The sequence below is a fragment of the Kineococcus esterisolvens genome, from assembly GCF_050871405.1.
Lineage (GTDB): Bacteria > Actinomycetota > Actinomycetes > Actinomycetales > Kineococcaceae > Kineococcus.
In genome coordinates, this window is the sequence record NZ_JBJLRI010000003.1 from 105,462 (window position 1) to 128,656 (window position 23,195).

The following is a 23,195-nucleotide window of genomic DNA, read 5'->3' on the forward strand; positions in this document are numbered from 1 at the left end:
CCCAGCACGGGCCCGGCGGCGTCCAGCGAGCTCACGGCACCCCCGCCCCGGCGCGCTCACCGGCGGCGGACGCCGCCGCCCACGCCCGCGCGACCCGCACCGCCGCGGCGGAGGCCGCCGCCTCGTGCACCCGCACGCCCCACGCGCCCGCGGCCGCGGCCAGCGCGGACACCGCGGCGGTGGCGTCGTCGCGCGCGGCGGGCGGCAGGGCCCGGCCGCCGCCGTCGGCGAGCAGGGTCCCGAGGAAGCGCTTGCGGGAGGCGCCCACGAGCAGCGGCCGGCCCAGCGCGGCCAGCCGCGGCAGCGCCGCCAGCAGCGCCCAGTCGTGCTCGGCGACCTTGGCGAAACCGAGGCCGGGGTCCAGGACGACGCGCCCGGGGTCCACCCCGGCGGCGGCGACCGCGTCCAGGCGCTGCGACAGCTCGCGCTCCACGTCGGCCACGACGTCGCCGTAGTCGGCCAGGGAGGTCATGACGTCGGAGTGCCCGCGCCAGTGCGAGAGCACGTAACCGGCGTCCAGGCCCGCCACGGCCGGCGCCATCGCCGGGTCCGCCAGGCCGCCGGAGACGTCGTTGACGAGCACCGCACCCGCCCGCACGGCGGCCACGGCCACCTCGGCGCGCATCGTGTCCACGCTGACCGCCACGCCGTGGGCGGCCAGCTCGCGCACCACCGGCACGACGCGGCGCAGCTCCTCGGCCGCGTCCACCCGCCCGGCGCCCGGGCGCGTGGACTCCCCGCCCACGTCCACCACGTCGGCGCCGGCGGCGGTCAGCGCCAGGCCCCGTGCGACGGCGTCGTCCGGGGCGAGGAAGCGGCCGCCGTCGGAGAAGGAGTCGGCGGTGACGTTGACGACGCCGACGACGCGGCAGCGGCCCGGTGCCAGCAGCCGCTGCGGGGTCGGGGGCGCGCTCACCGGTGCCCCGCCACGATGAGGCTCATGGCCTCCGCACGGGTGGCGGGGTGGCGCAGCCCGCCGCGCACCGCGGAGGTGACGGTCTTCGCCCCCGGCTTGCGCACGCCCCGGTAGGTCATGCACGAGTGCTCGCACTCCACGACGACGATGACACCGCGCGGTTTCAGCCCGTCCACGAGGGCGTCGGCGACCTGCGTGGTCAGCCGCTCCTGCAGCTGGGGGCGGCGGGCGTAGACGTCCACCAGCCGGGCCAGCTTCGACAGGCCCGTCACCCTGCCGTGCTCGCCGGGGATGTACCCGACGTGCGCGACGCCGTGGAACGGCAGCAGGTGGTGCTCGCAGGTCGACTGCACCTCGATGTCCTTCACGAGGACCAGCTCGTCGTGCTCGAGGCCGAAGTCGGTGACCAGCACGTCGGCCGGTTCCTGCGCCAGCCCCGCGAACAGCTCCCCCGCCGCGCGGGCCACGCGCGCGGGCGTGTCGCGCAGGCCCTCGCGGTCCGGGTCCTCGCCGATGGCGAGGAGGAACTCCCGGACCGCGGCCTCCGCCCGGGCCGTGTCGATCCCGGTGCGCGCCGCGCCGCCCGCGGGGGTGGTGGCGCCGCCGGTCACGGCTCCTCGTGGGTCCGGTTCAGCGGGACCTGCGCACCGTGGCCGTTGAGCGCGGCGCGCTCACCGGGCCCGGCGACCGGCGGGACGTCGGAGACGTGGCGGCGCTCGCTGGACAGCCACACCGGGCGCTGGGGGCGCTTGACGACGGGCGCGAAGATCTGCGCCAGCTCGGCCTGGTTGAGGGTCTCCTTCTCCAGCAGGGCGACGACGAGGTCGTCCAGGACCTGCCGGTGCTCCACGAGGATCTCCCACGCCTCGTCGTGGGCGGCCTCGATGAGGCGGCGGACCTCCTCGTCGACGATCCCGGCGACGCCCTCGGAGTAGTCGCGCTCGTGACCCATGTCGCGGCCGAGGAACACCTCGCCGCCGCTGCTGCCGAGCTTGATCGCGCCGATGCGCTCGCTCATGCCGAACTGGGTGACCATCTTGCGGGCCATCCCGGTGGCCTTCTCGATGTCGTTCGCCGCACCGGTGGTGGGGTCGTGGAACACCAGCTCCTCGGCGACGCGACCGCCGAGGGCGTACGCGAGCTGGTCGAGGATCTCGTTGCGGGAGGTGGAGTACTTGTCCTCGGTGGGCAGCACCATCGTGTAGCCCAGGGCCCGCCCGCGCGGGAGGATCGTCACCTTGGTCACCGGGTCGGTGTTCGGCAGGGCCGCCGCCACCAGCGCGTGACCACCCTCGTGGTACGCGGTGACCCGCAGCTCCTTCTCGTTCATCCGGCGGGTGCGCTTCTGCGGGCCGGCCATGACCCGGTCGATCGCCTCGTCGAGCGCGGCGTTGTCGATGACCTTCGCGTTGGCGCGGGCCGTCAGCAGCGCGGCCTCGTTCAGCACGTTGGCCAGGTCCGCGCCGGAGAAGCCCGGGGTGCGGCGCGCCACGGCCAGCAGGTCGATGTCGCTGGAGAGCGGCTTGCCCTTGCCGTGCACCTTCAGGATCTGGTGCCGGCCCTCCATGTCAGGGGCCTCCACCGCGATCTGGCGGTCGAAGCGGCCCGGGCGCAGCAGCGCCGGGTCGAGGATGTCGGGGCGGTTCGTGGCGGCGATGAGGATGACGTTCGTCTTGACGTCGAAACCGTCCATCTCGACGAGCAGCTGGTTCAGGGTCTGCTCGCGCTCGTCGTGCCCGCCGCCCATGCCGGCGCCGCGGTGCCGGCCCACGGCGTCGATCTCGTCGACGAAGATGATCGCGGGGGCGTTCTGCTTGGCCTGCTCGAAGAGGTCGCGCACGCGGCTGGCGCCGACGCCGACGAACATCTCCACGAAGTCCGAGCCGGAGATCGAGTAGAACGGCACGCCCGCCTCGCCGGCGACGGCGCGCGCGAGGAGGGTCTTGCCGGTGCCGGGCGGGCCGTAGAGCAGCACGCCCTTGGGGATCTTCGCGCCGACGGCCTGGAACTTGCCGGGCTCGGAGAGGAACTCCTTGATCTCGTAGAGCTCCTCGACGGCCTCGTCGGCACCCGCGACGTCCGCGAAGGTCGTCTTGGGGGTGTCCTTGGTCATCATCTTGGCCTTGGACTTGCCGAAGTTCATGACCCGGCTGCCGCCGCCCTGCATCTGGCTCATCAGCCACCAGAACAGCAGCAGGAGCAGGAGGATCGGCCCGACCGTGAACAGCAGGGACGACAGGATGCTCGTGGTGGGCACCTCGTCGGTGACGCTCTCGACGTCGGAGGCCTCCAGCGCGTCAAGGACCTCCTGGCCGCGCTGGGAGATGTAGTACGACCGCACGGTGGTGGCGCCGTCGACGTCCACGCCCTCCTTCAGGCGCAGCTCGATGCGCTGGTTGCCGTCGGTGAGGGTGGCGCTCTCGACCTGGTTGTCGTCGATGAGCTCCAGGGCGCGGGTGGTGGACACCTCGGTGGTGCCGCTGGAGGCGAAGAAGGACGCGCCGATGGCGACGACCGCGACGGCCACCACGATCCAGAGCCACGGGCCGCGGACTACACGCTTGAGGTTCGACATCTGTGGAGGGGTCGCCCCCTGTCCCTCCTGCTCGATCGTGAGGACTCTCGACGGTACACCGCGCACCTGGACGCGCCGCCGACGCCGATCGTCATCGTCGTCGACTCTCGAACGGGCGGGGGGCGCGCGCTGTTCCGCGGGCGGGCCGCCCGTCCGCTGTCAGCGGAAAGGCCCGGCCCCGGCCCCGGCCCGCGCCCCCGGCGGCGCGGGACCCTCAGCTGTAGACGTGCGGGGCGAGCGTGGCGACGCAGTCGAGGTTGCGGTACTCGTCCGCGTAGTCCAGCCCGTAGCCGACGACGAACTCGTTGGGGATGTCGAAGCCCACGTAGGCGACGTCCACCTGCACCTTCGCCGCCTCCGGCTTGCGCAGCAGCGCGCACACCCGCACCGACGCCGGCCCCCGCGAGCTCAGGTTGGCCAGCAGCCACGACAGGGTCAGGCCCGAGTCGATGATGTCCTCCACCACGAGCACGTGGCGGCCGGAGATGTCGGCGTCCAGGTCCTTGAGGATGCGCACCACGCCGGAGGACTTGGTGCCCGAGCCGTAGGAGCTGACGGCCATGAAGTCCATCGACAGCGGGATGCTCATGGCGCGCGAGAGGTCGGCCATCACCATGACGGCGCCCTTCAGGACGCCGACGAGCAGGACGTCCTTGTCGCGGTAGTCCTCGTCGAGCTGCGCGGCGAGCTCGGCCACTCGCGCGGCCACCTGCTCCCGGCTGAGCAGGACGTGGTCGAGGTCGGTGCCGGCGGCGGCGGCGTCCACGGGGTCCTCCGTGCGGTCGGGTCGTCCAGGGGCCTCAGCCGGTGGGATCCCCACCCGCGGGCGTGAGCAGGAGCCTGCCACACGCGCGGTGCGCCGTCGCACCGCCCGGCAGGTGCACGGGGCCCTGCCCGCGCCAGCGCAGCAGCAGCGCGTCCACCGCGTCGACGTGGGCGGCGGCCAGCGCACCGGCGGGGCAGCCGACGGCCAGCGCCGCCCGCCGCAGCCAGCGCCGGCGCAGCGCCGCCGGGGCGGCCAGCAGCTCGGCCACCGGCGCGGCACCGTCGCGGAACGGGTCGCGACGCTCGGCCAGCTCGTCCAGCGCGTCGGCGTCCTCGCGCAGCGCCCTCGCCGTGCGGGCCAGCGCCGCCGCCACCCCCGGCCCCAGCGCAGCCTCCAGCGCCGGCAGCGCGTCGTGGCGCACCCGGGCGCGGGCCAGGCGCCGGTCGGCGTTCCACGGGTCCTCCCACGCCACGAGGCCCTCCAGCGCGCACGCCCGGCGCACCGCGGCGCGCCCCAGCCCCAGCAGCGGGCGGCGGAACACCCCCCGCACGGGCGGCATCCCGGCCAGGCTGCGGGTGCCCGACCCGCGCGCCAGGCCCAGCAGGACCGTCTCGGCCTGGTCGTCCAGGGTGTGCCCGAGCAGCACCGCGGCAGCCCCCGACGAGTCCGCCAGGGCCTGCAGGGCGGCGTAGCGGGCCTCGCGGGCGGCGGCCTCGGGACCACCCGACCGGCCGACTGCCACCCGGGTGGTCAGCACCGGGTCCAGGCCCACCCCGGCGCACGCGACCTCGACGTCGCGGGCCACGGACGCCGAGCCCGGGTGCAGCCCGTGGTCGACGGTCACCGCCCCGGCGCGCAGACCGGCGCGCGGCGCCTCGAACGCCGTCGCGGCCGCCAGCGCCAGGGAGTCCGCGCCACCGCTGCACGCCACCAGCACCAGCGCGCCCGGCCGGGCGGCGGCCACGGCGCGCAGGTCGGCGCGCACCGCCGCCCGGACCGCGGCGACCTCGCGCGGCGGCCCGCCCACCCGCCCGCCTCAGCCGTGCACCCGGCGCACCCACGCACCGGGGTCGGCGACCTCCTCCGGCGCCGGCAGGCTCGCCGGCCCCTGCCACACCGCGTTCAGCCCGTCCCAGCCCACCCGGTCCAGCACGCCGCGCACGAAGCGGGCGCCGTCGGCGTACTGGCGGGTCTTGGCGTCCAGGCCCAGCAGCCGGCGGGTCAGCTGGTCCAGGGTCCCGCGACCGCGGCGGCGCTCGGTGAAGCGCGCGCGGATGGTCGCCACGGTCGGCACCACCCGCGGGCCGACGTCGTCCATGACGACGTCGGCGTGGCCCTCCAGCAGCGACATGACCGCCACCAGCCGGCGCACCCGCTCGCGCTGCTGCGGCGTCTGCAGCAGGTCCGCCAGGCCGGCGCCCGCACCGGCGTCCGCGGCGTCGCCGCGCAGCAGGTCGGGCAGCCCCCGCAGCACACCCGCGAGGCGCTCGCCGAGGTCGCGCGGGTTGGCCAGCAGGTCGGCGGACAGCCCGCGCGCCTCGTCGGTGACCCAGCGGCGCAGCCAGGGGTTCGCGCCGAACTGCAGCCGGTGCGCCTCCTCGTGCAGGCACACCCAGCGGCGGAAGTCGGCCGGCACCACCCCCAGGTCGCGCTCGACCTGCACGACGTTGGGCGCCACGAGCAGCAGGCGCCCCGGCCCGCCGGCGTCCACGCCGGAGAAGACGTCGAACTGCCCCAGCACCCGCGAGGACAGGAACGCCAGCAGCGCGCCCATCTCCCCGCCGGTGGTGCGCCGGCCGACCGCGGTGGCGGCGCGCTCGGCGCGCGAGCCCGGGCGCGGGGCGCGGCCGTCCGGCGGGGCGGGGACGGCGACGGGCTCCAGCAGGCCGCGGAAGGCCTCCACGTTGGCGCGCGCCCAGGAGGCGCGGTCCACGACCAGGGCGGGCGGTTCGGGGGCGGCGGCGGGGTCGCGGCGCAGGTGGGCGGTGGCGGCGACCGGCTCGGCGGCCCCGGCGGCGGCCGCGCGCAGCTCGCCGACGGCGTGGGCGATCTCGTCGCGACCGGCTCGCGGCCCGGCGGGCACCAGGCGCGCGGCGACCCGCGCGGCGAGCTCGAAGTCGACGTACGCGGCGACGGTGCGGCTGCTGGTCCCCGGTGCGTCCATGGCCGCACGCTACGCGCCGCGGCCGCTCACGCACCCGGCGCGGTGGGCTCCCGGATCAGGAGCAGCCGCAGGCGGCGAGGGCCGCGGCGAAGGCGTCCTCGGCGCGGCGCGCGCCCCAGGAGGCGCCGGCGGGCACCGCGTCGGACAGGACCGCGAAGGCGAGCACCCGGCCGTCGGCGTCGCGCACGTAGCCGGCCAGCGAGCTGACGCCGGTGAGGGTGCCCGTCTTGGCGCGCACGACGCCCGCGGCGGCGGCGGACTCGCCGCCGTAGCGGTCGGCGAGGGTGCCGGTGACCCCGGCCACGGGCAGGCCGCTCAGCAGCGCCGACAGCTGCGGGTGCTCGTCGGAGGCGGCCAGCACGAGCAGGCCGGTCAGCGCCCGCGCCGGCAGGAGCGTGCCGCGCCCCAGGCCGCTGACGCCCTGCAGCTGCACGCCGGTGACGTCGACGCCCAGCGCCGCGACGGCCTCGGTCACGGCGGCGGAGGCGTCCTCGAAGGTGCCGGTGCGGCCACCGGCCAGCGCCACCCGCCGGCCCAGCACCTCGGCGAGGGTGTTGTCGCTGGCGGTGAGCATCAGCTCCACCTGCTCGGCGGTGGTGGCCGACTCCGCGCGGGCCAGCACGGGGGCGCCCGGGTCGGCGGCGGCCCGGGCCACGCCGCCCTCGACGGCGGCGGGGGCCAGCTCGACGCCCTGCGCCTCGAGCGCGGCGGCGAAGGCGCGCGCGGCCCACAGGGCGGGGTCGGCGGCGCGGGGCGCCTCCCGCCCGGGCACGAGGCGGCCCTCGTCGACGGCGATCGGGGCGATCGGGGCGACGTACCCGGCGGTGACGTCGCCGGCGGCCCAGGCGGGCGAGACGGCCGGGCCGCTGAACAGCCCGTCGTCCAGCCGCACGGCGACGGTGGTGCGCCCGGCGGCGCGCAGCGCCTCGGCGGTGGTGGCCGCCAGGTCGGCCAGGCCCGCGCGCCCGGCCACGGCGGCGGGGTCCCCCGCCCCCGCGGACAGCAGCACGTCGCCGCCGGCCACGAGGACGACCTCGTCGTCGGAGGTGCCCCGCACCACGGTCGTCACCGCGCGCGAGCCGGGTCCCAGGACGTCCAGGGCCGCGGCGGCCGTCAGCAGCTTGGTGACGGAGGCGGGGGTGCGGGGCACGTCCGCGGCGCGCGACAGCAGCACCTCGCCGGTGAGGGCGTCGGCGACCACGGCGGAGGGGGCGGGCCCCAGGGCAGGGTCGGCCAGGGCGGCGGCGGTGCGCTCCCCCAGCGCGGCGGGGGCCGGCACGGGGGCGGCGGTGCCGGGCGGGGCGAGCACCGGCGCGGCGCCGCCGTCCGGGACGAGGGCGGCGGGGGCGGTGGGCAGGGGCGCGGCGGTCGGTGGCGGGGTGGTGGTCAGCGGGCCGGGCACGGCGTCGGCGGCGTCCAGCCCGGCGTAGCCGGCGACGAGCACCACGGCCGTGGCCGCACCGGCCAGGCCCACCACGGCCCTGCGCACCCGTCCCCCGTCTCCCGTTCCCCACCCCCCGGCGCGGCGCCGGTGGACCCCGCGCACCGCCCGTCCGCGGACGCCGGGGGTCTGCGCGACACTAGCGCGGACCGCCGGGCGCCGGACGTGGCGACCGGCCGACGAGGACGGGGTCGGCGCGACCCCGAGGAGAGGAGCAGCGTGAGCACGCCCACGAGCACGCCGATCGAGTTCGACGCGACCATCGAGATCCCCAAGGGTCAGCGCAACAAGTACGAGGTCGACCACGAGAGCGGCCGCATCCGGTTGGACCGCATGCTGTTCACCTCCACGCGCTACCCGCACGACTACGGGTTCATCGAGGGCACGCTGGGCGAGGACGGCGACCCGCTGGACGTCCTCGTGCTGCTCGACGAGCCGACGTTCCCCGGCTGCCTCATCACCTGCCGCGCGATCGGCATGTTCCACATGCGCGACGAGGCCGGCGGCGACGACAAGGTCCTCGCGGTCGTGGCCGGCGACCCGCGGTGGGAGAAGGTCCAGGACCTGTCGGACATCAGCGACTTCGACCGCCTGGAGATCCAGCACTTCTTCGAGACCTACAAGGACCTGGAGCCCGGCAAGTCCGTCGAGGGCGCCAACTGGTCCGGCCGCGCGGAGGCCGAGCGGGAGATCGCGGCGTCCTACGAGCGCGCCAAGGGCACCTCGTACGAGGCCGGCGCCGACCACTGACACCCCTCCCCGGGGGGGGGGGGGGGGGGGGGGGGGGGGGGGGGGGGGGGGGGGGGGGGGGGGGGGGGGGGGGGGGGGGGGGGGGGGGGGGCGGGGGGGGCGGGGGGGGCGGCCCCGGCCGCCCCGGGCGGGTGGGGGTGCTCACGCCGCCGAGAACGCGTCCGCGATCTGCCCGTACACGTCGGTGTAGGCCTGGATGCCCTCGGTGACGTAGAACATGGCCGGCAGGTAGATCACGTGGTCCTGCGTGATGAAGGTGGTGTCCTTCCACGCCTCCTGCTCGGAGACCAGCTGCTGGGCGGGCGAGGCGCTCGCGTCGGCACCGGTGGCTGCGTCGCGGTCCAGGACGATCATCCAGTCGGGGTTCAGCTGGGCGATCGTCTCAGGGGCCAGGCCGGAGTCGTTGTGGATGGAGTCGCCCTCGGCCTCCAGCACGTTGGTCAGGCCCAGCGGCTCGGTGATGCGCCCCAGGCGCTCGGAACCGTTGTCGATGTGCCCGCCGCTGGCCACGGCCAGGAACACCGACTCCCCGTTCGTCTGCGCGGCGGCGGCCTCCTGCGCCTGCTCCAGCGCGGCGACGAGCTCGGCCGCCTCGTCCTCCCGACCGAAGACCTCACCCAGGGTGGTGGTCTGGGTCTTCAGGCTCTCGACGAACCCGCCCTCGGCCTCGGCGGAGGGCGAGACGTCGATGGTGGGGGCGATCTTCGACAGTTCCGCGGTCTGCTCGGCGAAGCGGTACCCGCCGATGATGAGGTCCGGCTCGGCTTCGCTGATGGCCTCCAGGACCGGCTCGCGGTGGCTGCCGGCGTCGGCGATGGACTCGTCGGAGGCCCAGTCGGCGTACCCCTCCGCGGGCAGCAGCGTCTTGGGGACCGCCACGGGGGTGATGCCGAACGCCTTGAGGGTGGCGAAGGAGGTGTTGTCGAGCGCGGCCACGCGCAGGGGCTCGGCGGGGACCTCGACGGGGCCGTCGTTGGTCTCGACCGTGCGGGTCGCGGCGACGTCCGCCTCCGGTTCGGCCTCCGCCGCGCCGGAGCAGGCCGAGAGGCCGAGGCACGCGACGAGTCCGAGGGCGAACCCGGCCGCAGTGCGCCGGGGCAGGAGGTGGTTCACGGCAACGCCTTTCACGCAGGGGTGGGGGAAGGGCCCCGCGCGTCCGCGGGCCCAACACCGGGAAGCTTAGCCTTCCCTGACCACACCGGGGACACCCCCTGCCCTTGTGCGACACGTCACAGGTCCGTGCGCCGGTCGGCGTCGGGCACCACGGCCACCGGCCCCGCGGCCCGGTGCAGCACCTCGTGGCTGGTGGACCCCAGCAACGCGCTGGCGAACGCCCCGCGACCGCGCGAACCCAGCACGAGCAGCTGCGCCCCGGCACCGGCGACCAGCAGGGCGGACGCCGGGTGCGCGTCCTCCACCAGCGCGGACCGCAAGGGCAGACCCGGGTGCGCCTCGCCCAGCCGGGCCAGCGCCTCCTGCAGTCCCCGCTGCGCCTGGTCGCGTGCCAGCTCGCGGGCCCGCTGCAGACCGGGGTCGTCGGCCGAGCGCCCTCGCGGGGTGGGGGCGCTCCAGGCGCGCAGCACCGTCAGCGCCTGGGACGTGGCACCGGCGTGGGCGGCGGCGAAGTGCTCCGCCGCGCGCGCCGCGCGCGAGCCGTCCGAACCCACCACCACGCCGGTCCGCTCCCCCGCGCCCGCACCGCCCGGCCCGCCCCGCCCGCCGGCGGGTGCGCGCACCACCACGACGGGGCACGCGACGTGCGCCACGAGGAACAGGCTGGTCGAGCCGAGCAGCAGCTCCCCCAGCGCCCCGCCGCGCCGCTCGGCCCGGCGCCCCGGGCCGGTCACCACCAGGCACGCCCGTCGCGAGGCGCGCAGCAGCGCGTGCCGGCGGTGGTCGTGCAGGAGCTCGGTGCGCACGACGAGGCCCGGCACCGCCTCGCGCACCCGTGCGGCCAGCTGCTCCAGCGCCTCGTGCGCCTCCCGGTCCAGGTGGTCGATCAGCTCCCCCGCCCACGCCGCTCCCGCCACGTCGGCCCCGAACGGGTACTGCTCGGCGTGCACCAGCAGCAGCGGCGCACCCCGGCGGGCGGCCTCGGCCGCCGCCCACGAGGCCACCGGAGCGGACTCCTCGGCGCCCTCGACGCCCACGACCACCGCCGCACGGTCCGCGTCCGCACCGCTCACGTCCACCGCCTCCTCGCCCGTGGTCCCCCCAGGGTGCCCGCCGGCGGGCCCCGGCGACAGGGGCGAGGCGCGCGGCGGGCCCGGGGGCCCTGTCGGCGCGGGCGGTGCCGGGGTCCCGCCGGGGTCCCGCCGGGGTCCCGCCGGGGTCTTGCCGGGGTCTTGCCGGGGTCACGATGAGGGGCGGGCTCGGGAGGGCACCGTGCGTGGCGACCGGTACGACGGCGGCGGGTTCGGCAGCGGGTTCGGCAGCCGACCGGGGGGGGGGGGGACCGCGCGAGGAGCCGTGGGACGACGCGCTCGCGGCGGCCTTCGCCTGCGACGGCTCCCCCGACGCTGCGGCCGCGCTGCGGCTGGGCCCCTGGACGCGGCCCGCACCGGCTCGGACGTGCACGTGGCGGTGCTCCCCGCGCCGAGGGGGGCGGGGAGCACCGGGCACGGCGTGCGGCAGGAGGTGCGAACGGCCTGCGTGGACGGCGGAGGGCTGCGGGAGCACCTGCTGCCCGTCACGACGGTGCACGCCCCGGCGGTGCGGGTGGCCCGGCCGGTCCCCACCGTCCCGGCCGGGCCACCCCCGGACCGCGTGCGGGCGACCTCGTGGGGGTCGCGGCGCCCTGACGTCAGGACTCGGCGCCGCCCTGGTCCTCGCGCCCCGAACCGCGGCCCTGGTCCAGGACGTCGGCGCCGGGACCGCCGACGAGGACGTCGGCGCCGTTGGCGCCGGCGAGGCGGTCGTCGCCGAACCCGCCGAGGAGGGTGTCGTCGCCGTTGCCGCCGGCGAGGCGGTCGTCCCCGGCGCCGCCGCAGACCACGTCCTCGCCGTTGCCGCCGGTGATGACGTCGTCCCCGCCGAGACCCATGATCACGTCGCGCTGGTTGGTGCCGGCGAGCACGTCGTCGCCGTCGGTGCCGCGGATCGTGGGCACCAGGCCCTGGCAGCGCTCGTCGAGGTCGATGCCGAGGACGATCGGGTCGTGGTCGCTGGAGCGGTAGGGGTTCGGCGCGTACAGCGCCGGGTCGCCGGAGTACTGGTACGCGAACGACTCCACCGAGTTGATGTTCCAGTGGGTGGCGTCGGTGACCTTGGCGGTGAGCTCGGAGCTGGCCAGGGCGTGGTCCAGGGAACCGGACAGCGCGTCGTAGACGTAGCTGTAGCGACCCTCGTCGAACTCGCTGCCCAGGTCGGTCAGGCCCGCCTCGCGCAGGACCTCGATCGGGTCCTCCTGCGTGTAGGCGTTGAAGTCGCCCATCGCGACGACGTCCGCGTCACCGGTGTCCCGGCGCAGCCGCTCGAGGAACCCGGCCAGGGACTCGGCCTGCCGGACGCGGTCGCCGTTGAAGGAGCCCTGGCCGGTGTCGGCGTTGTCCCCGGAACCGGTGCCGCCCTTGGACTTGAAGTGGTTCGCCACGACGGTGAACGCGTCGCCGTCCTTGACGAACGTCTGCGCGATCGGCTCGCGGGCGTTGGACCACACGGTCTCGTCGACCAGGCCCACGGAGGCGCCGACGGGCTGCACGACGTCCTCCTTGTAGATGATCGCGTTGCGGATGACGTCGCGGTCCACGGAGTACAGCTCCTGCGGCATCGGCACGTACGCCCACTGCTCGTACCCGGCGACCGCGTTCAGCCGCTGCACGAGGTCCGCGAGCGCCGTGTCGGCGTCGCCGGGGGTGAGACCGCTGGAGTCGGTGTCCTCGATCTCCATGAGGGTGACGACGTCCGCGTCCAGCGCCAGGATCGCCGGGACGATCTTGCCGGCCTGCTCCTCGAGCTCCGCCTGGTTCTCGGCGCCGCGACCGACGGACTGGTCGAAGGTGAGGAAGTAGTTCAGGACGTTGAACGCGCCGACCTGCACGTCGCCGCCGACGGCCTCGGGGGCGGCGGGGCGGGTGTTCTGCGGGGCGAAGACGCCTTCGGCGGTGCCGTCGGCCGGCTGCAGCCGCCACGCGTCGAAGCCGTACCCGAGCACCAGGGGCTCGGTGAACTGCACGGCGTCGCCGACGCGCACGGGGGTGTCCGCGCCGAGGTACGGGCGGGTGGTGACGGACGCGCGGGAGCTGACGGCGTCGTCGAGGACGACGCTGCGCCGCGCGTTCTCCGTCGCGATCGCCTCGGCGGCGTCACCGGGGCGGGCCAGCTCGGTGGGCTGCACCAGCACCCCGCCCTCGGACAGGGTCAGCTCGCCGTAGCTCGTCAGGTCGTAGACCTCGCTGACGGTGAGGCGGTCCGCGGGGGCGACGAGCATCCCTTCCAGGCGCTCGCGGGCGTCGGTGCCGGCGGGCAGGTCCAGCGCGGCGGGGGCGGGCAGGTCCGCCGCGGTGCCCTCGGTGACGACCGTGACGCCCGAGGGGGCGGAGATCTGCGTCTGCTCGTAGTACTCCTCGGCCCGGCCGGTGACGGTGACCGTGTCGCCGAGGTCGACCGCGGCGGTGCTGAAGACGAAGATGCCGTCGGAGGTCGCCGCGTCCCCGTCGCCGTCGGGGTCCTGCAGGTAGAACCCGGACAGCCCGGGGGTGTCGCCGACGACGACGCCGGTGACGGTGACCTGCTGCCCGTCGAGCGGCGTCGTCGCGCCGGCGCCCTGCACGGCACCGACCTCGACCGGCTCGGTCGGTGCGGGCGGCTCGGGTTCCGCGGGGGCGTCCGTGTTCAGCGCGCCGGGGGTGGCGGTGGCGGGGCCGGCCCAGACCAGCGAGCCGGTGGCGGCGTCGTAGCTGCGCGACAGGGACTGCCCGGCGGGGGTGCTGCCGCTCTCGCTGACGCCGATGTCGGTGCTGGTCCGCCCGACGGCGGGACCACCGTCGGCGGTGAAGGCGCCTTCGTACGAGAGGAACTCCAGCACCTCGTCGCCGCGCACGAGGGCGATGCCGTCCGGCGCGCCGTTCTGCACGCCGTTGGCGGGGTACTCCACGACGGCCACGGCGGGTGCGTCGGCGGGGGCCGTCACGGCGGGCAGCGCGTCGGTGTCGTACACCGCGCCGTTGCCGCCGTTGTAGAGCACGACCGACAGCCCCGCGGAGGTGGTCCCGGCGGGCAGCTGGACCTCGACGAACTCACCGGTGTCGGTGCCGGCGTTGTCGTAGTGGACCTCGGAGACGAACGGGGCGGTCGGCGCGGCCGCGGACGCCGCGGTGGCGGGCAGGCCCAGGGCGGTGAGCGCGGCGCCGGCGACGCCGAGGGCGGTGCAGCCGCCGGTCAGGCGGGCCGCGCGGGAGCGGTGGGGCATGGGGGTCCTTCCGGACGGGCACACGGACGCGCAGAACGTAGCCGCTCCCGGCGACGGGACGGACCGCACCGGCACCGCCGCAGGTGAACGTCAGGTGACGCGCGGGTTCCCGCCCGTCCGCGGCGCGGGGCTGCTGGCGCTCCAGGTCCTCCACAGCCGCGCGTACCGCCCGCCGGCGGCGACCAGCTCGTCGTGGCTGCCCAGCTCGGCCAGCCGCCCGCGCTCCAGCACCGCGATCCGGTCGCAGGTGCGGGCCTGCGTCAGCCGGTGGGCCACGACCACGGCGGTGCGCCCGACCAGCACGGCGCGGGCGGCGTCCTCCAGGTCCCGCGCGCCGGCGCTGCCGGCCTCGGCGGTGGCCTCGTCCAGGACCACCAGCGCCGGGTCGCGCAGCACGACGCGCGCCAGCGCCAGCTGCTGCTCCTGCGCGGCGGTCAGCGGGTGCTGCCCGGTGCCGACGCGGGTGTCCAGCCCGTGCGGCAGGGCGTCCACCCACGCTCGTGCGCCGACGGCGGTCAGGGCCGCACGCAGCTGGTCGTCACCGGCGCCGGGGGCGGCCAGGGTCAGGTCCTCGCGCAACGTCCCGGTGAAGACGTGCGCCTCCTGGGTGACCACGGCCACGTGCTCGCGCAGCTGCTGCGGGTCCAGCTCGCCGAGGTCCACGCCACCGAGCAGGACGCGCCCGCCGGTGGGGGTGGACACGCCGCCGAGCAGAGCGGCCAGCGTGGACTTGCCGGCACCGGACTCCCCCACCACCGCCAGCGTCCCGCCGGCCGGCACGTCCAGGTCCACCCCGTGCAGGACGGGGGCGCCGCCGGCGTAGGCGTGGCGCAGGCCGCGCGCGCTCAGCGCGGCGGGGTGGCGCACCCGGCGCCGGGGCCGGGCGGCGGGGGGTTCGGTGTCGGCCACGCCCACGAGCCGGGCCAGGGCCGCGCCGGCGCGCTGGACGTCGTCGAAGCTGAGCAGCAGCACCCCCAGCGGGCCGAACAGGCGGTGGAACAGCAGGGCGGCGGCCGTGACGTCGCCGACGCTGACGGCGTCGGCGCGCACCAGGTGGAACCCCGTGAGCAGCAGCGCGGACAACCCCACCGCCTCGGCCGCGTTCATGGACACCGACAGCCGCGCGAAGGTGCGCAGCGCGTCCAGCGCCGCACCGACGCCGCGTGCCGAGGCCCGCTCGACGCGTCCGGTCTGCTGCTCCTGCGTGCCGTAGGCCTGCACGGTCCGGACCCCGTGCAGGGACTCCAGCACCACCCGCGAGCGCTCGGCGGCCACCGCCCGCTCCCGCGCGTACAGCGGCGCCGCGCGCGGCAGGTAGCTGCGCAGGGCCAGCGCGTAGATCGGGAAGACGGTGCAGAACGCCAGCGCGAGGCGCCAGTCGAGGGCGGCGAAACCGGCCGCCGCCAGCACGACGGTCACCAGGGAGGTCAGCACCGTCGCGGCCAGCTCGCTGGAGGCGGTGAACAGCTCCACGTCCTCGGTGACCCGGGAGGCCACGTCGGCGCCGCCGGCGCGCTCCAGGCGCTCGGCGTCCATCCGCAGGGAGCGGTCCACGACGCGCTCGCGCAGGTCGGCGGCGATCTCCACGCCCAGCCGTTCGCTCCGGGCGCGCGACGCGGCGGCGAACACGGCGGTCAGGACGGCGGCAGCGGCCAGCAGCGCGAACAACCACCACAGCCGGCGCTCCTCACCGGCCGTCGCACCCGCGTCCGCCCCGGTGCCCGCGCCGGCCAGGACGGCGACGACGACGTCCACGACGCGGCCCAGCAGCAGCGGCACCAGGACCAGGCCCGCGCTGGCGGCGGTGGTGGTGGTCAGGGCAGCCAGCAGGGTGCGCCGGTGGGCGGCCGCGGTGGACACCAGCACCGCGGCGGTGCGCCGGGCGCCGGCCACGGGCAGCGCCGCGCTGCCGGGCTGCGACGCGGCGGTGCTGCGGGAGGTGGCGCTCACCGCAGCACCGCCGCGGCGTACGCGGGCTCGCCCAGCAGCTCGGCGTGGGTGCCGGTGCGGCACCCGTCGGCGCCCAGCAGCACGACGCGGTCGCAGCGGGCCAGCAGCATCGGCGACGTGGTGAGCACCACGGTGGTGCGGGCGCGGGTCCCACCGCCACAGCTGCCGTCGTCGCCGTGGCCGTCGTCGCCGTGGCGCAGGCGGCGCAGCCCGGCGGCCACGGCGTCCTCGGTGACCGCGTCCAGCGCGGTGGTCGGGTCGCGCAGGACCAGCACGGGACGGTCGGCGGCCAGCGCCCGCGCCAGCGCGAGGCGCTGGCGCTGCCCGCCGGACAGGTCCGCGCCGCGCTCGAGCAGGGGCCCGTCCAGGCCGCCGGGGCGCTCGCGCACGACCTCGTCGGCCCCGGCCGCGGCCAGTGCCGCCTGCAGACCCGCGTGCCCGGCGGCGGCACCCGTGTCCAGGGCCTCGCGCAGGCCCGAGCCCAGCAGGTGGACCGTGTGCGGTTCGACGAGCAGCTGCCCGCGCACGGCGGCGGGGTCGGCCGCCACCGGGTCCAGGCCGCGCACGCGCACCGCACCGGCCTCGGGAGCGCGCCGCCCGGCCAGCACCGCGACCAGGTCGTCGGCCACGGCGACGTCGGTGGTGACGACGCCGAGCATCTCGCCCTCGCCGGCGGTGAGGGTGACGTCCCGCAGCGCCCCGGCGCGCAGGTGCTCCACGCTCAGCGCAGCGCCCGCGGCGTGCCCGCCGGCGCGTGCGGCGGGGACCTCCGCGCGCGCCGGCCGGTGGGCCTGCACGGGCGCGGCGCCCCTGCCGGGGGTGGCCGCCAGCAGCGCGGAGACCCGGCCGGCGCTGGCGCGCGCCACGGCGAGCCCCTGCACGCAGGCGGTGATGGTGCGCACCGGGTCGGCGAGGAACGCGGCGGCGCCGACCACGGTGACCAGTTCCCCGACGTCGATGCGGCCCCGCACGGCGAGGGCGGTGGCTGCGGCGGCCGTGCCCAGCAGGAGCAGGCCGGTGGCCAGGGTGCTGGCGCCCACGACGGCGGCGGTGGCGCCCGCGGCCCCCACGGCGGCGTCGCGGGAGGTGCGGCTGGTGGTGCGGTAGCGGCGCACCGCCTCCGGCACGCCGCCGACACCGCGCAGGGGACGCAGCCCGGCGAGCAGGTCCGCGGCCGTGGCGGCCGCCAGGCCGGCGGCCTCCTGCCGGGTCCGCACGCGCCGCTCCAGCCGAGGCGCCAGACGCCCCAGCCCCAGCACGAGCAGCGGCACGGCCACCAGCAGCCCGAGGCCCAGGAGCACGTCCACGCGCAGCAGCACCACGGCGGACACGGCCATGCCGACGCTGCCGGAGACCAGGTGACCGAGCAGGGCGACGACCTGGGCGCTCTGGCGGGTGTCGGAGGTGGCGACGCTGAGCACGTCGCCGTCGCGCAGCGACGGCGCGGACGGGGGGCGGTGCAGCACCGCGTCCAGCACCGCCACCCGCAGGTGGTGGGCCTCGCGCAGCTGGGCCCCGTCGATCGTCCAGAACGCGAACGCGCCGGCGCAGGTGAGCACCGCGAACAGCGCCAGCACCCCGGCCACCGACCACGCGATCGCGGAGGTGTCGCCGGTGGCCACGGCACGGTCGACGACCAGGCCGATGGCGACCGGCACCAGCGCCTCGCAGGTCTGGTGCACCGTGGAGGAGGCGCACCCGACGAGGGCCGGGCGCCGGCGGCGGCGCAGGACGTCGGCCAGCAGCCGGCGCGAGGGGGTCACGTCGGGTGACCCTAGCCCGGTTGGGCGGACCCGGGGCCGCGGCGACGGCGTCGACGTGGGCGTCCACCGCGACGGCTTCGCGTCGGTGCCACCGCTCGTGCGCGGAGGCGGCGAGGACCTCGTCGGGGGCGGGGCGCGACGTAGCATCGCCACCTGCACCGGTGGAGGAGGACGCATGACGGACGCACCCGGTGGGCGCGTCAACAGCCGACGGGTTCGGGTCGTCCGACGTGGCGAAGGACGCATCGGGGATGCGGCGTGAGCGGACGGTCGCAGGGACGCACCCGCTTCCCGGCCTCGGTCTACCGTCACGGCACCGAACCCGATCCGCGGTTCAGCCTGGCCAACGAGCGCACCTTCCTGGCCTGGATCCGCACCTCGCTGGCACTGCTGGCCGCCGGTGTGGCGCTGGAGGGCCTGGCCCTGCCGCTGCAACCGCAACTGCGCCTGGCCGCCTCGATCGTGCTCGTCGTGCTCGGGATGGCCGCGCCGGTCCAGGCCTGGCGCGGCTGGGCGCGCGACGAGCGCGCGATGCGCCGCGGCGAGCCGCTGGCCTCCCCCGCGCTCGCCGCACCGCTGACCGCCGGCACGGGCCTGGCCGGGGTGCTGGTGCTGCTCGGCCTGCTGCTGCGGTGAGCGATCCGGGCACCGGCGGGGGTTCCGCCGTCTTCGACGCCGGTCTGCAGCCGGAGCGCACGGCCCTGGCCTGGCGGCGTACCGCCCTGTCGCTGGTCGTGGCCGGCCTGGGCGCCGCACGGCTCCTGCTGCCCCACCTGGGTGTCGGGGCCGTGGTGCTGGGCCTGGCCGCGGCCGGCACCGGGGTGGGGGTGCACGTGCTGGCCTCCCGGCGCGTCCGGCGCGCGACCGCCCGGCTCCTGGCCGCCGGGGACCTGGACCACCCCGCCGCCGCCGGCCACCTCATCGCCGCCACCGCCGCCGCCTGCACCCTGCTGGGACTGGGCGGCCTGGTCCTCGTCGTCCTGCACGGCGCGGGCGTCGTCTCCTGACGGGGGCCAGGTTCGGGGACCGCTCAATCGGGTGTGCCTGCGAGCGCGAACCGGTCCCACAACTGCTCCAGCACCCCCGGCGGGTCGATCGACGGATCGACCGTCCACTGCGCCTGCAGCCCGTCCGACGACGCGGTGAGCACCCGCCCGAAGTGCGTCGCGTCGACGTCGGCGGCGAAGGAGCCGGCCCGCTGCCTGTTCCGGACGTCGGCGGCGACCGCGGCGTGCACGCGGGTCGCGCGTTCGCGGAAGAACTCGTGAGCGGGGTGCGCGGGATCGGCCGCCGCGGCCGCCAGTGCGACGTGCAGCCGGACGAGACCCGGCACGGTCAGGTTGTGCCGGGCCAGCCGGACCAGTCGCGGGTACCGCGCGGCAGGGTCGTCGGGGAAGGCGGCCCGGTCGGCCTCGTCGCGCGCCCGCAGCACCTCGGTGAACAGGTTCTCGCGCGTTCCGAAGTGGTGCAGCAACCCCGCCGGCGTCATGCCGGCCCCGTCAGCCACCGCACGCAGTGACGCTGCGCCGTAACCCTTCTGCGCGATGACGGCGAGCGCGACGTCGAGCACGGCGTCCCGCGAGCGCCGTCCCCGCGCGTAGGGGCCCCGGGTCGGGCTCACCCCTCGTCCACGAGCCCGTCACCGGCCTCGAAGATCGCCTCGGGGCTGTCACCGGGCACGTCGGGACGGGACGCCGCAGCCGCGGCGTCCGAGCGCGGCAGCTGGAACGGCAGGCGCCCGCGCGCGCGGACCCTGCCGGTGAGCACGTCGAGGAGCGCCGCGTCGGAGGTTCCGTACACGCCCACGAGGGCCGCGCTGTGCGGCAGGAGGGGGGTCAGGACCGCGGGTCGGTCCAGGTTGACGGTGACCACGACCGGGAGTTCGGCGGCCAGGTCAGCCACGCGCCGGACGGTGCCGTCGTCGAACTCCAGGCTGCCGGCGTGGAACTGCGCCTCGAGCATGTACGTGTCGCGGGGTTCCCACGGCGCCTGCAGGCGGACCACGGCGACCTCCGCCTGCTCGGCGGTGGCGGACCGCAACCCGGCCGCCTCCAGGGCGCCGGCCTCCAGGCCCTCGGCGTGCACGGGGGTTCCCGGTGCCAGCGGCAGGACGCCGGGCTCGCGGTGCAGCACGGTCACCGACTCGGCCTGGGCGCGGCGTCCTGCCGCGACGGCCCCTGGGGTCCCCACCCGTGCGCCGGCGGCGTCCTCGTCGACGAAGGGGTCGTCGAACAGGCCGAGCTCGAACTTCACGCGCAGCAGGCGGCGCACGGAGACGTCCAGACGCGACTCGGGGACGAGCCCCCGCTCGACGAGCGCGACGACGACCTCGGGGCACTGCTCCCCGCCGAGCTGGTCGCAGCCGGCGTCGAGGATCTTCAGCACGCGCTCGGCGACGTCGAGGTGCTCGACGCCCCAGGCGCGCGCGGGCAGGGTCCGCCCACCCGCGCGGGACTCGGTGACCAGCCCCCAGTCGGTGCAGACCACGCCGTCGAAACCGAGCTCCTCGCGCAGCAGCCCGGTGACGACCTGCCGGTTGAAGCCGAACCCCACCTCCTCGACGGGTCGGCCGTGCAGGGTGAGCCCGACGGGCATCCCGTAGTAGGGCATGATCGCCGAGACACCGCGCTCGAGGACGCGACGGAAGGGTTCGAGGTGGCGCTCGAACATGCCGCCGGGGTAGACCTGCTCACGGCCGTAGGGGAAGTGCGCGTCCTCCCCGTCCTTCTGCGGCCCGCCGCCGGGGAAGTGCTTGGCGGTGCAGGCGACGCTGCCGGGGCCGAGCCGCTCACCCTCGAAACCGTCGAGGTGGGCGACCGCCAGCCGGCCCGCCAGGTCGGGGTCCTGCCCGAAGGTGCCGTACTGACGCGCCCAGCGGGGTTCGGTGGCGAGGTCCACCGTGGGGTGCAGGGCGGCCCGCAACCCGACGGCGAGGTACTCCTCGCGCGCAGTGCGCGCGAACTCGCGCACGACGTCCTCGTCGCGCAGCGCCGCCAGCCCCAGCGCCTCGGGCCAGGCGGAGAAGTGGTCGGCGCGGAAGGACGCCCCCTGGTTCTCGGCCCAGGCGTGGCGCGGGTCGGTGGACAGGGTCACCGGGATGCCGTGCGGGGTGGCCTCCACCGCCAGGTGCTGCAGCTCGTTGACCCAGCGCGCCGTCAGGCGCGGCTCGGGCAGCAGGTGGACGTTGAAGTGGTTCATCAGCCTGCTGCCGACCAGGTCGGCGGCCGTGCCGCGCGCCGTGGCCGGGTCCTCGTCGGCGAGGCTCCCGCTCGCCGGGACGCCGATGATGCTCTGGAACATCAACCCGGCCTTCTCCGGCACCGACAGGCGGCGCAGCAGGTCCTCGACACGCTCCTCGACGGGCAGCCGGGGATCCTCGTAGGGCTCCATCGTCCCGTTGCCGTTCAGGTCGCGGAACACGGTCCCGTCGGGCGCGGTGATCCGGTCCCCTCGCTGCGCCGGGGCCCTGGTGACTCCTCGGGTTTCGCTCACGGATGCTCCTGCACGTCGTCGGGCCCCGGGCTGCGGCCCGGCGGAACGAAAGCTGAACATCGTTCAGTGTTCGGTCAAGCGGGTTCCCGGAGCCAGCGGCAGCCCAGGGCCCGCGAGCGCCGCCTTCGCCGAGCGACGCCGCCGGAGCGCCGGCCTCCGACGGGTGCGGGGAGCGTCACGGGGTGGCCGGCACTGCTGCGGCCACGGCCCTCCCCGTCCCCACCGGCACCACCCCCGGAGGCCCTCGGGGCGCTCGCGCGCGGGTGGCATCGGATCGGGCGGGCGGACGACATGCTGTTCCCCCGGTCCAGACCGGATCCTTCACGGACCGGTGCGGCCCGAGCCCCTCCGCCCGGTCGCTGCGCCTGGAGCAGTGCGGGCCGCTGCGATCGCACGGTACCCATCCCGACACTCGGAGGCACGGATGGACGCGATCCAGGAGAACCTGATCGACCCGATCTCGAACATCCTGTGGACGTACGTGCTGGTGCACGTGCTCCTCGGAACGGGGCTCTACTTCGGCGTCCGGACCCGCCTCGCCCAGGTCCGGCTCTTCGGGCGCATGCTGCGCCTGGTCGGTTCCTCGCGCAGCGGCGCAGAGGGCGGCATCTCCTCCTTCCAGGCGTTCGCCATCGGCCTCGCCTCGCGGGTCGGCACGGGCAACATCGCCGGGGTGGCCATCGCGCTCACCCTGGGCGGTCCCGGAGCCGTCTTCTGGATGTGGGTGGTGGCCCTCGTCGGCATGGTCACCGCCCTCGTCGAGTCCACCCTCGCCCAGGTCTTCAAGGTCCCCGCAGCGGACGGGACGTTCCGCGGCGGGCCCGCCTCCCACATCGAGCGGGGACTGCGGTCGCGCGCGGGTGGGGTGCTCTTCGCGGTCCTGCTGATCTTCACGTTCGGGTTCTCCTTCAACATGGTGCAGGCCAACACCATCAGCTCCGTGCTGTCCGAGGGGCACGGCGTCTCCGCCGGCTGGACCGCGCTGGTGCTGATGGCGCTGACCGCCCTCGTCGTCTTCGGCGGCGTGCGCCGCATCGCCCGCGTCACCGAGGTCGTGGTCCCCCTCATGGCCCTGGCCTACGTCCTCCTCGCCCTGGTGATCGTCGCCCTGAACCTCACCGCGCTGGGCGGCGTCCTGAGCCAGATCCTCTCCGCCGCCTTCGGTGTCGGCGAGGCCGCGGCCGGGATCACCGGCGGGATCGCCGCCGCGCTGCTCAACGGCGCCAAGCGGGGCCTGTTCTCCAACGAGGCCGGCATGGGCAGCGCCCCGAACGCCGCGGCGACGGCCACCACGAGCCACCCGGTCAAGCAGGGCCTCGTGCAGTCCTTCGGCGTCTTCGTCGACACCGTCGTCATCTGCTCCGCCACGGCGTTCATCATCCTGTCGGCCAGCCCGCAGGTGTGCGCGCCGGGCGCCGACGTGGGGGGCGCCTCCCTCACGCGGAGCGCCGTCGCGGACCAGCTCGGCAGCGGCTTGACCCCGGTGATGACCACGCTCGTCTTCGCCTTCTCCTCCGTGCTGGGCAACTACGCCTACGCCGAGGTGAACATGTCCTTCCTGCGTGCCGGGCCGGTGGTCCTGCTCGTGTTCCGCGTGCTCGTGGTGGCGCTCGTGAACCTCGTGGCGATCGTGCTGCTCGGCAAGTGGGCCCTGGGAGCGCTCCGCGACTACGAGCGTCAGGTGCGCGCGGGCCAGGACCCGGTGTTCCGTGCCGTCGGCAACCCGGACCTGCCCGGCGACCTGCCGGAGAGCGTGTCGGCGGGTGAGCACGTCCAGGCGGGGACGGCCCTCGACCGCTGAGGCGGCAGCTGCGGAGTCGCCGCGATCGACCAGGAGGTCGGGCGGACGACGACCCGATCGCCCAGGCGCTCGCTGCGCTCCGCAGTCCTGCCGCTTGGTGGAAGTTGCCCTCGATAACCAGAAGTTTCTCGCATGAGAGGGGTATGCTCGGGCCCGGTGCCGCTGCG

18 protein-coding genes are annotated in these 23,195 nt (G+C 76.5%); 4 read left to right on the forward strand and 14 right to left on the reverse strand.

Translation table 11 applies throughout. From position 1 onward, the window contains the following. Positions 1 to 31: 31 nt before the first annotated feature. From folP to dacB, 7 genes are all read right to left on the reverse strand, one after another. Positions 32 to 916, reverse strand: coding sequence for a dihydropteroate synthase (gene folP, locus ACRYR8_RS02300; protein ID WP_432482454.1), 885 nt, complete (start codon positions 914 to 916; stop codon positions 32 to 34). Continuing rightward, positions 913 to 1,527, reverse strand: coding sequence for a GTP cyclohydrolase I FolE (gene folE, locus ACRYR8_RS02305; protein WP_432482455.1), 615 nt, complete (start codon positions 1,525 to 1,527; stop codon positions 913 to 915). The genes folP and folE overlap by 4 nt, the downstream gene beginning before the upstream one ends. Continuing rightward, entirely contained in the window at positions 1,524 to 3,491 is a 1,968-nt protein-coding gene (ftsH, locus tag ACRYR8_RS02310) for an ATP-dependent zinc metalloprotease FtsH (RefSeq protein ID WP_432482456.1), read from the reverse strand. Before ftsH ends, folE begins: the two co-directional genes overlap by 4 nt. 214 nt (positions 3,492 to 3,705) lie before the next feature. Next, the gene (gene hpt, locus ACRYR8_RS02315) at positions 3,706 to 4,257 is read right to left on the reverse strand and encodes a hypoxanthine phosphoribosyltransferase (RefSeq protein ID WP_432482457.1); all 552 of its coding nucleotides are present in this window, start codon (positions 4,255 to 4,257) and stop codon (positions 3,706 to 3,708) included. A 34-nt stretch (positions 4,258 to 4,291) separates the two neighbouring features. Next, on the reverse strand, positions 4,292 to 5,284 hold the full coding sequence (gene tilS, locus ACRYR8_RS02320) for a tRNA lysidine(34) synthetase TilS (protein ID WP_432482458.1): 993 nt from the start codon (positions 5,282 to 5,284) through the stop codon (positions 4,292 to 4,294). 9 nt (positions 5,285 to 5,293) lie between these two features. Further along, positions 5,294 to 6,421, reverse strand: a complete 1,128-nt coding sequence (locus ACRYR8_RS02325; protein WP_432482459.1) for an Rv3626c family coenzyme F420 biosynthesis-associated protein — start codon at positions 6,419 to 6,421, stop codon at positions 5,294 to 5,296. 55 nt (positions 6,422 to 6,476) lie between these two features. After that, complete coding sequence (gene dacB, locus ACRYR8_RS02330; protein ID WP_432482460.1) at positions 6,477 to 7,910, reverse strand: D-alanyl-D-alanine carboxypeptidase/D-alanyl-D-alanine endopeptidase; 1,434 nt, start codon at positions 7,908 to 7,910, stop codon at positions 6,477 to 6,479. Between the two features lie 195 nt (positions 7,911 to 8,105). Between dacB and ACRYR8_RS02335 the strand changes: the two genes are divergently transcribed. Next, the gene (locus ACRYR8_RS02335; protein WP_432482485.1) at positions 8,106 to 8,612 is read left to right on the forward strand and encodes an inorganic diphosphatase; all 507 of its coding nucleotides are present in this window, start codon (positions 8,106 to 8,108) and stop codon (positions 8,610 to 8,612) included. A gap of 141 nt (positions 8,613 to 8,753) precedes the next feature. On the opposite strand, the gene ACRYR8_RS02340 is transcribed toward ACRYR8_RS02335, so the two are convergent. From ACRYR8_RS02340 to ACRYR8_RS02360, 5 genes are all read right to left on the reverse strand, one after another. Next, positions 8,754 to 9,725, reverse strand: coding sequence for a siderophore ABC transporter substrate-binding protein (locus ACRYR8_RS02340; RefSeq protein ID WP_432482461.1), 972 nt, complete (start codon positions 9,723 to 9,725; stop codon positions 8,754 to 8,756). 116 nt (positions 9,726 to 9,841) lie between these two features. Continuing rightward, positions 9,842 to 10,798 (reverse strand): universal stress protein, encoded by a 957-nt coding sequence (locus ACRYR8_RS02345; RefSeq protein ID WP_432482462.1) that lies wholly within the window; start codon positions 10,796 to 10,798, stop codon positions 9,842 to 9,844. 617 nt (positions 10,799 to 11,415) lie between these two features. Then, a complete protein-coding gene (locus ACRYR8_RS02350) occupies positions 11,416 to 14,022 on the reverse strand; it encodes an ExeM/NucH family extracellular endonuclease (RefSeq protein WP_432482463.1) in 2,607 nt (868 codons plus the stop codon). Between the two features lie 90 nt (positions 14,023 to 14,112). Beyond that, positions 14,113 to 15,972 (reverse strand): ABC transporter ATP-binding protein, encoded by a 1,860-nt coding sequence (locus tag ACRYR8_RS02355; protein WP_432482464.1) that lies wholly within the window; start codon positions 15,970 to 15,972, stop codon positions 14,113 to 14,115. After that, positions 15,969 to 17,735 carry an ABC transporter transmembrane domain-containing protein gene (locus ACRYR8_RS02360; protein WP_432482465.1) on the reverse strand — a complete coding sequence of 589 codons (1,767 nt, stop codon included), beginning with the start codon at positions 17,733 to 17,735 and terminating at the stop codon, positions 15,969 to 15,971. The genes ACRYR8_RS02355 and ACRYR8_RS02360 overlap by 4 nt, the downstream gene beginning before the upstream one ends. Before the next feature lie 258 nt (positions 17,736 to 17,993). Between ACRYR8_RS02360 and ACRYR8_RS02365 the strand changes: the two genes are divergently transcribed. Further along, a complete protein-coding gene (locus tag ACRYR8_RS02365; RefSeq protein WP_432482466.1) occupies positions 17,994 to 18,371 on the forward strand; it encodes a YidH family protein in 378 nt (125 codons plus the stop codon). Further along, positions 18,368 to 18,742, forward strand: a complete 375-nt coding sequence (locus tag ACRYR8_RS02370; RefSeq protein ID WP_432482467.1) for a DUF202 domain-containing protein — start codon at positions 18,368 to 18,370, stop codon at positions 18,740 to 18,742. The genes ACRYR8_RS02365 and ACRYR8_RS02370 overlap by 4 nt, the downstream gene beginning before the upstream one ends. Positions 18,743 to 18,765: 23 nt before the next feature. Here the strand turns inward: ACRYR8_RS02370 and ACRYR8_RS02375 are convergent, their stop codons facing one another. Continuing rightward, complete coding sequence (locus tag ACRYR8_RS02375) at positions 18,766 to 19,356, reverse strand: TetR/AcrR family transcriptional regulator (protein ID WP_432482468.1); 591 nt, start codon at positions 19,354 to 19,356, stop codon at positions 18,766 to 18,768. Beyond that, on the reverse strand, positions 19,353 to 21,227 hold the full coding sequence (locus ACRYR8_RS02380) for a glycoside hydrolase family 3 protein (RefSeq protein WP_432482469.1): 1,875 nt from the start codon (positions 21,225 to 21,227) through the stop codon (positions 19,353 to 19,355). Before ACRYR8_RS02380 ends, ACRYR8_RS02375 begins: the two co-directional genes overlap by 4 nt. A gap of 424 nt (positions 21,228 to 21,651) precedes the next feature. Between ACRYR8_RS02380 and ACRYR8_RS02385 the strand changes: the two genes are divergently transcribed. Further along, positions 21,652 to 23,028, forward strand: coding sequence for an alanine/glycine:cation symporter family protein (locus ACRYR8_RS02385; protein WP_432482470.1), 1,377 nt, complete (start codon positions 21,652 to 21,654; stop codon positions 23,026 to 23,028). Positions 23,029 to 23,195: the final 167 nt, after the last annotated feature.

Excerpts from the sequence above, each read along its gene's own strand:
- ftsH (WP_432482456.1), bottom strand. The coding sequence starts at position 3,491 with ATGTCGAACCTCAAGCGTGTAGTCCGCGGCCCGTGGCTCTGGATCGTG.
- ACRYR8_RS02325 (WP_432482459.1), bottom strand. The coding sequence starts at position 6,421 with ATGGACGCACCGGGGACCAGCAGCCGCACCGTCGCCGCGTACGTCGAC.
- ACRYR8_RS02350 (WP_432482463.1), bottom strand. The coding sequence starts at position 14,022 with ATGCCCCACCGCTCCCGCGCGGCCCGCCTGACCGGCGGCTGCACCGCC.
- ACRYR8_RS02385 (WP_432482470.1), top strand. The coding sequence starts at position 21,652 with ATGGACGCGATCCAGGAGAACCTGATCGACCCGATCTCGAACATCCTG.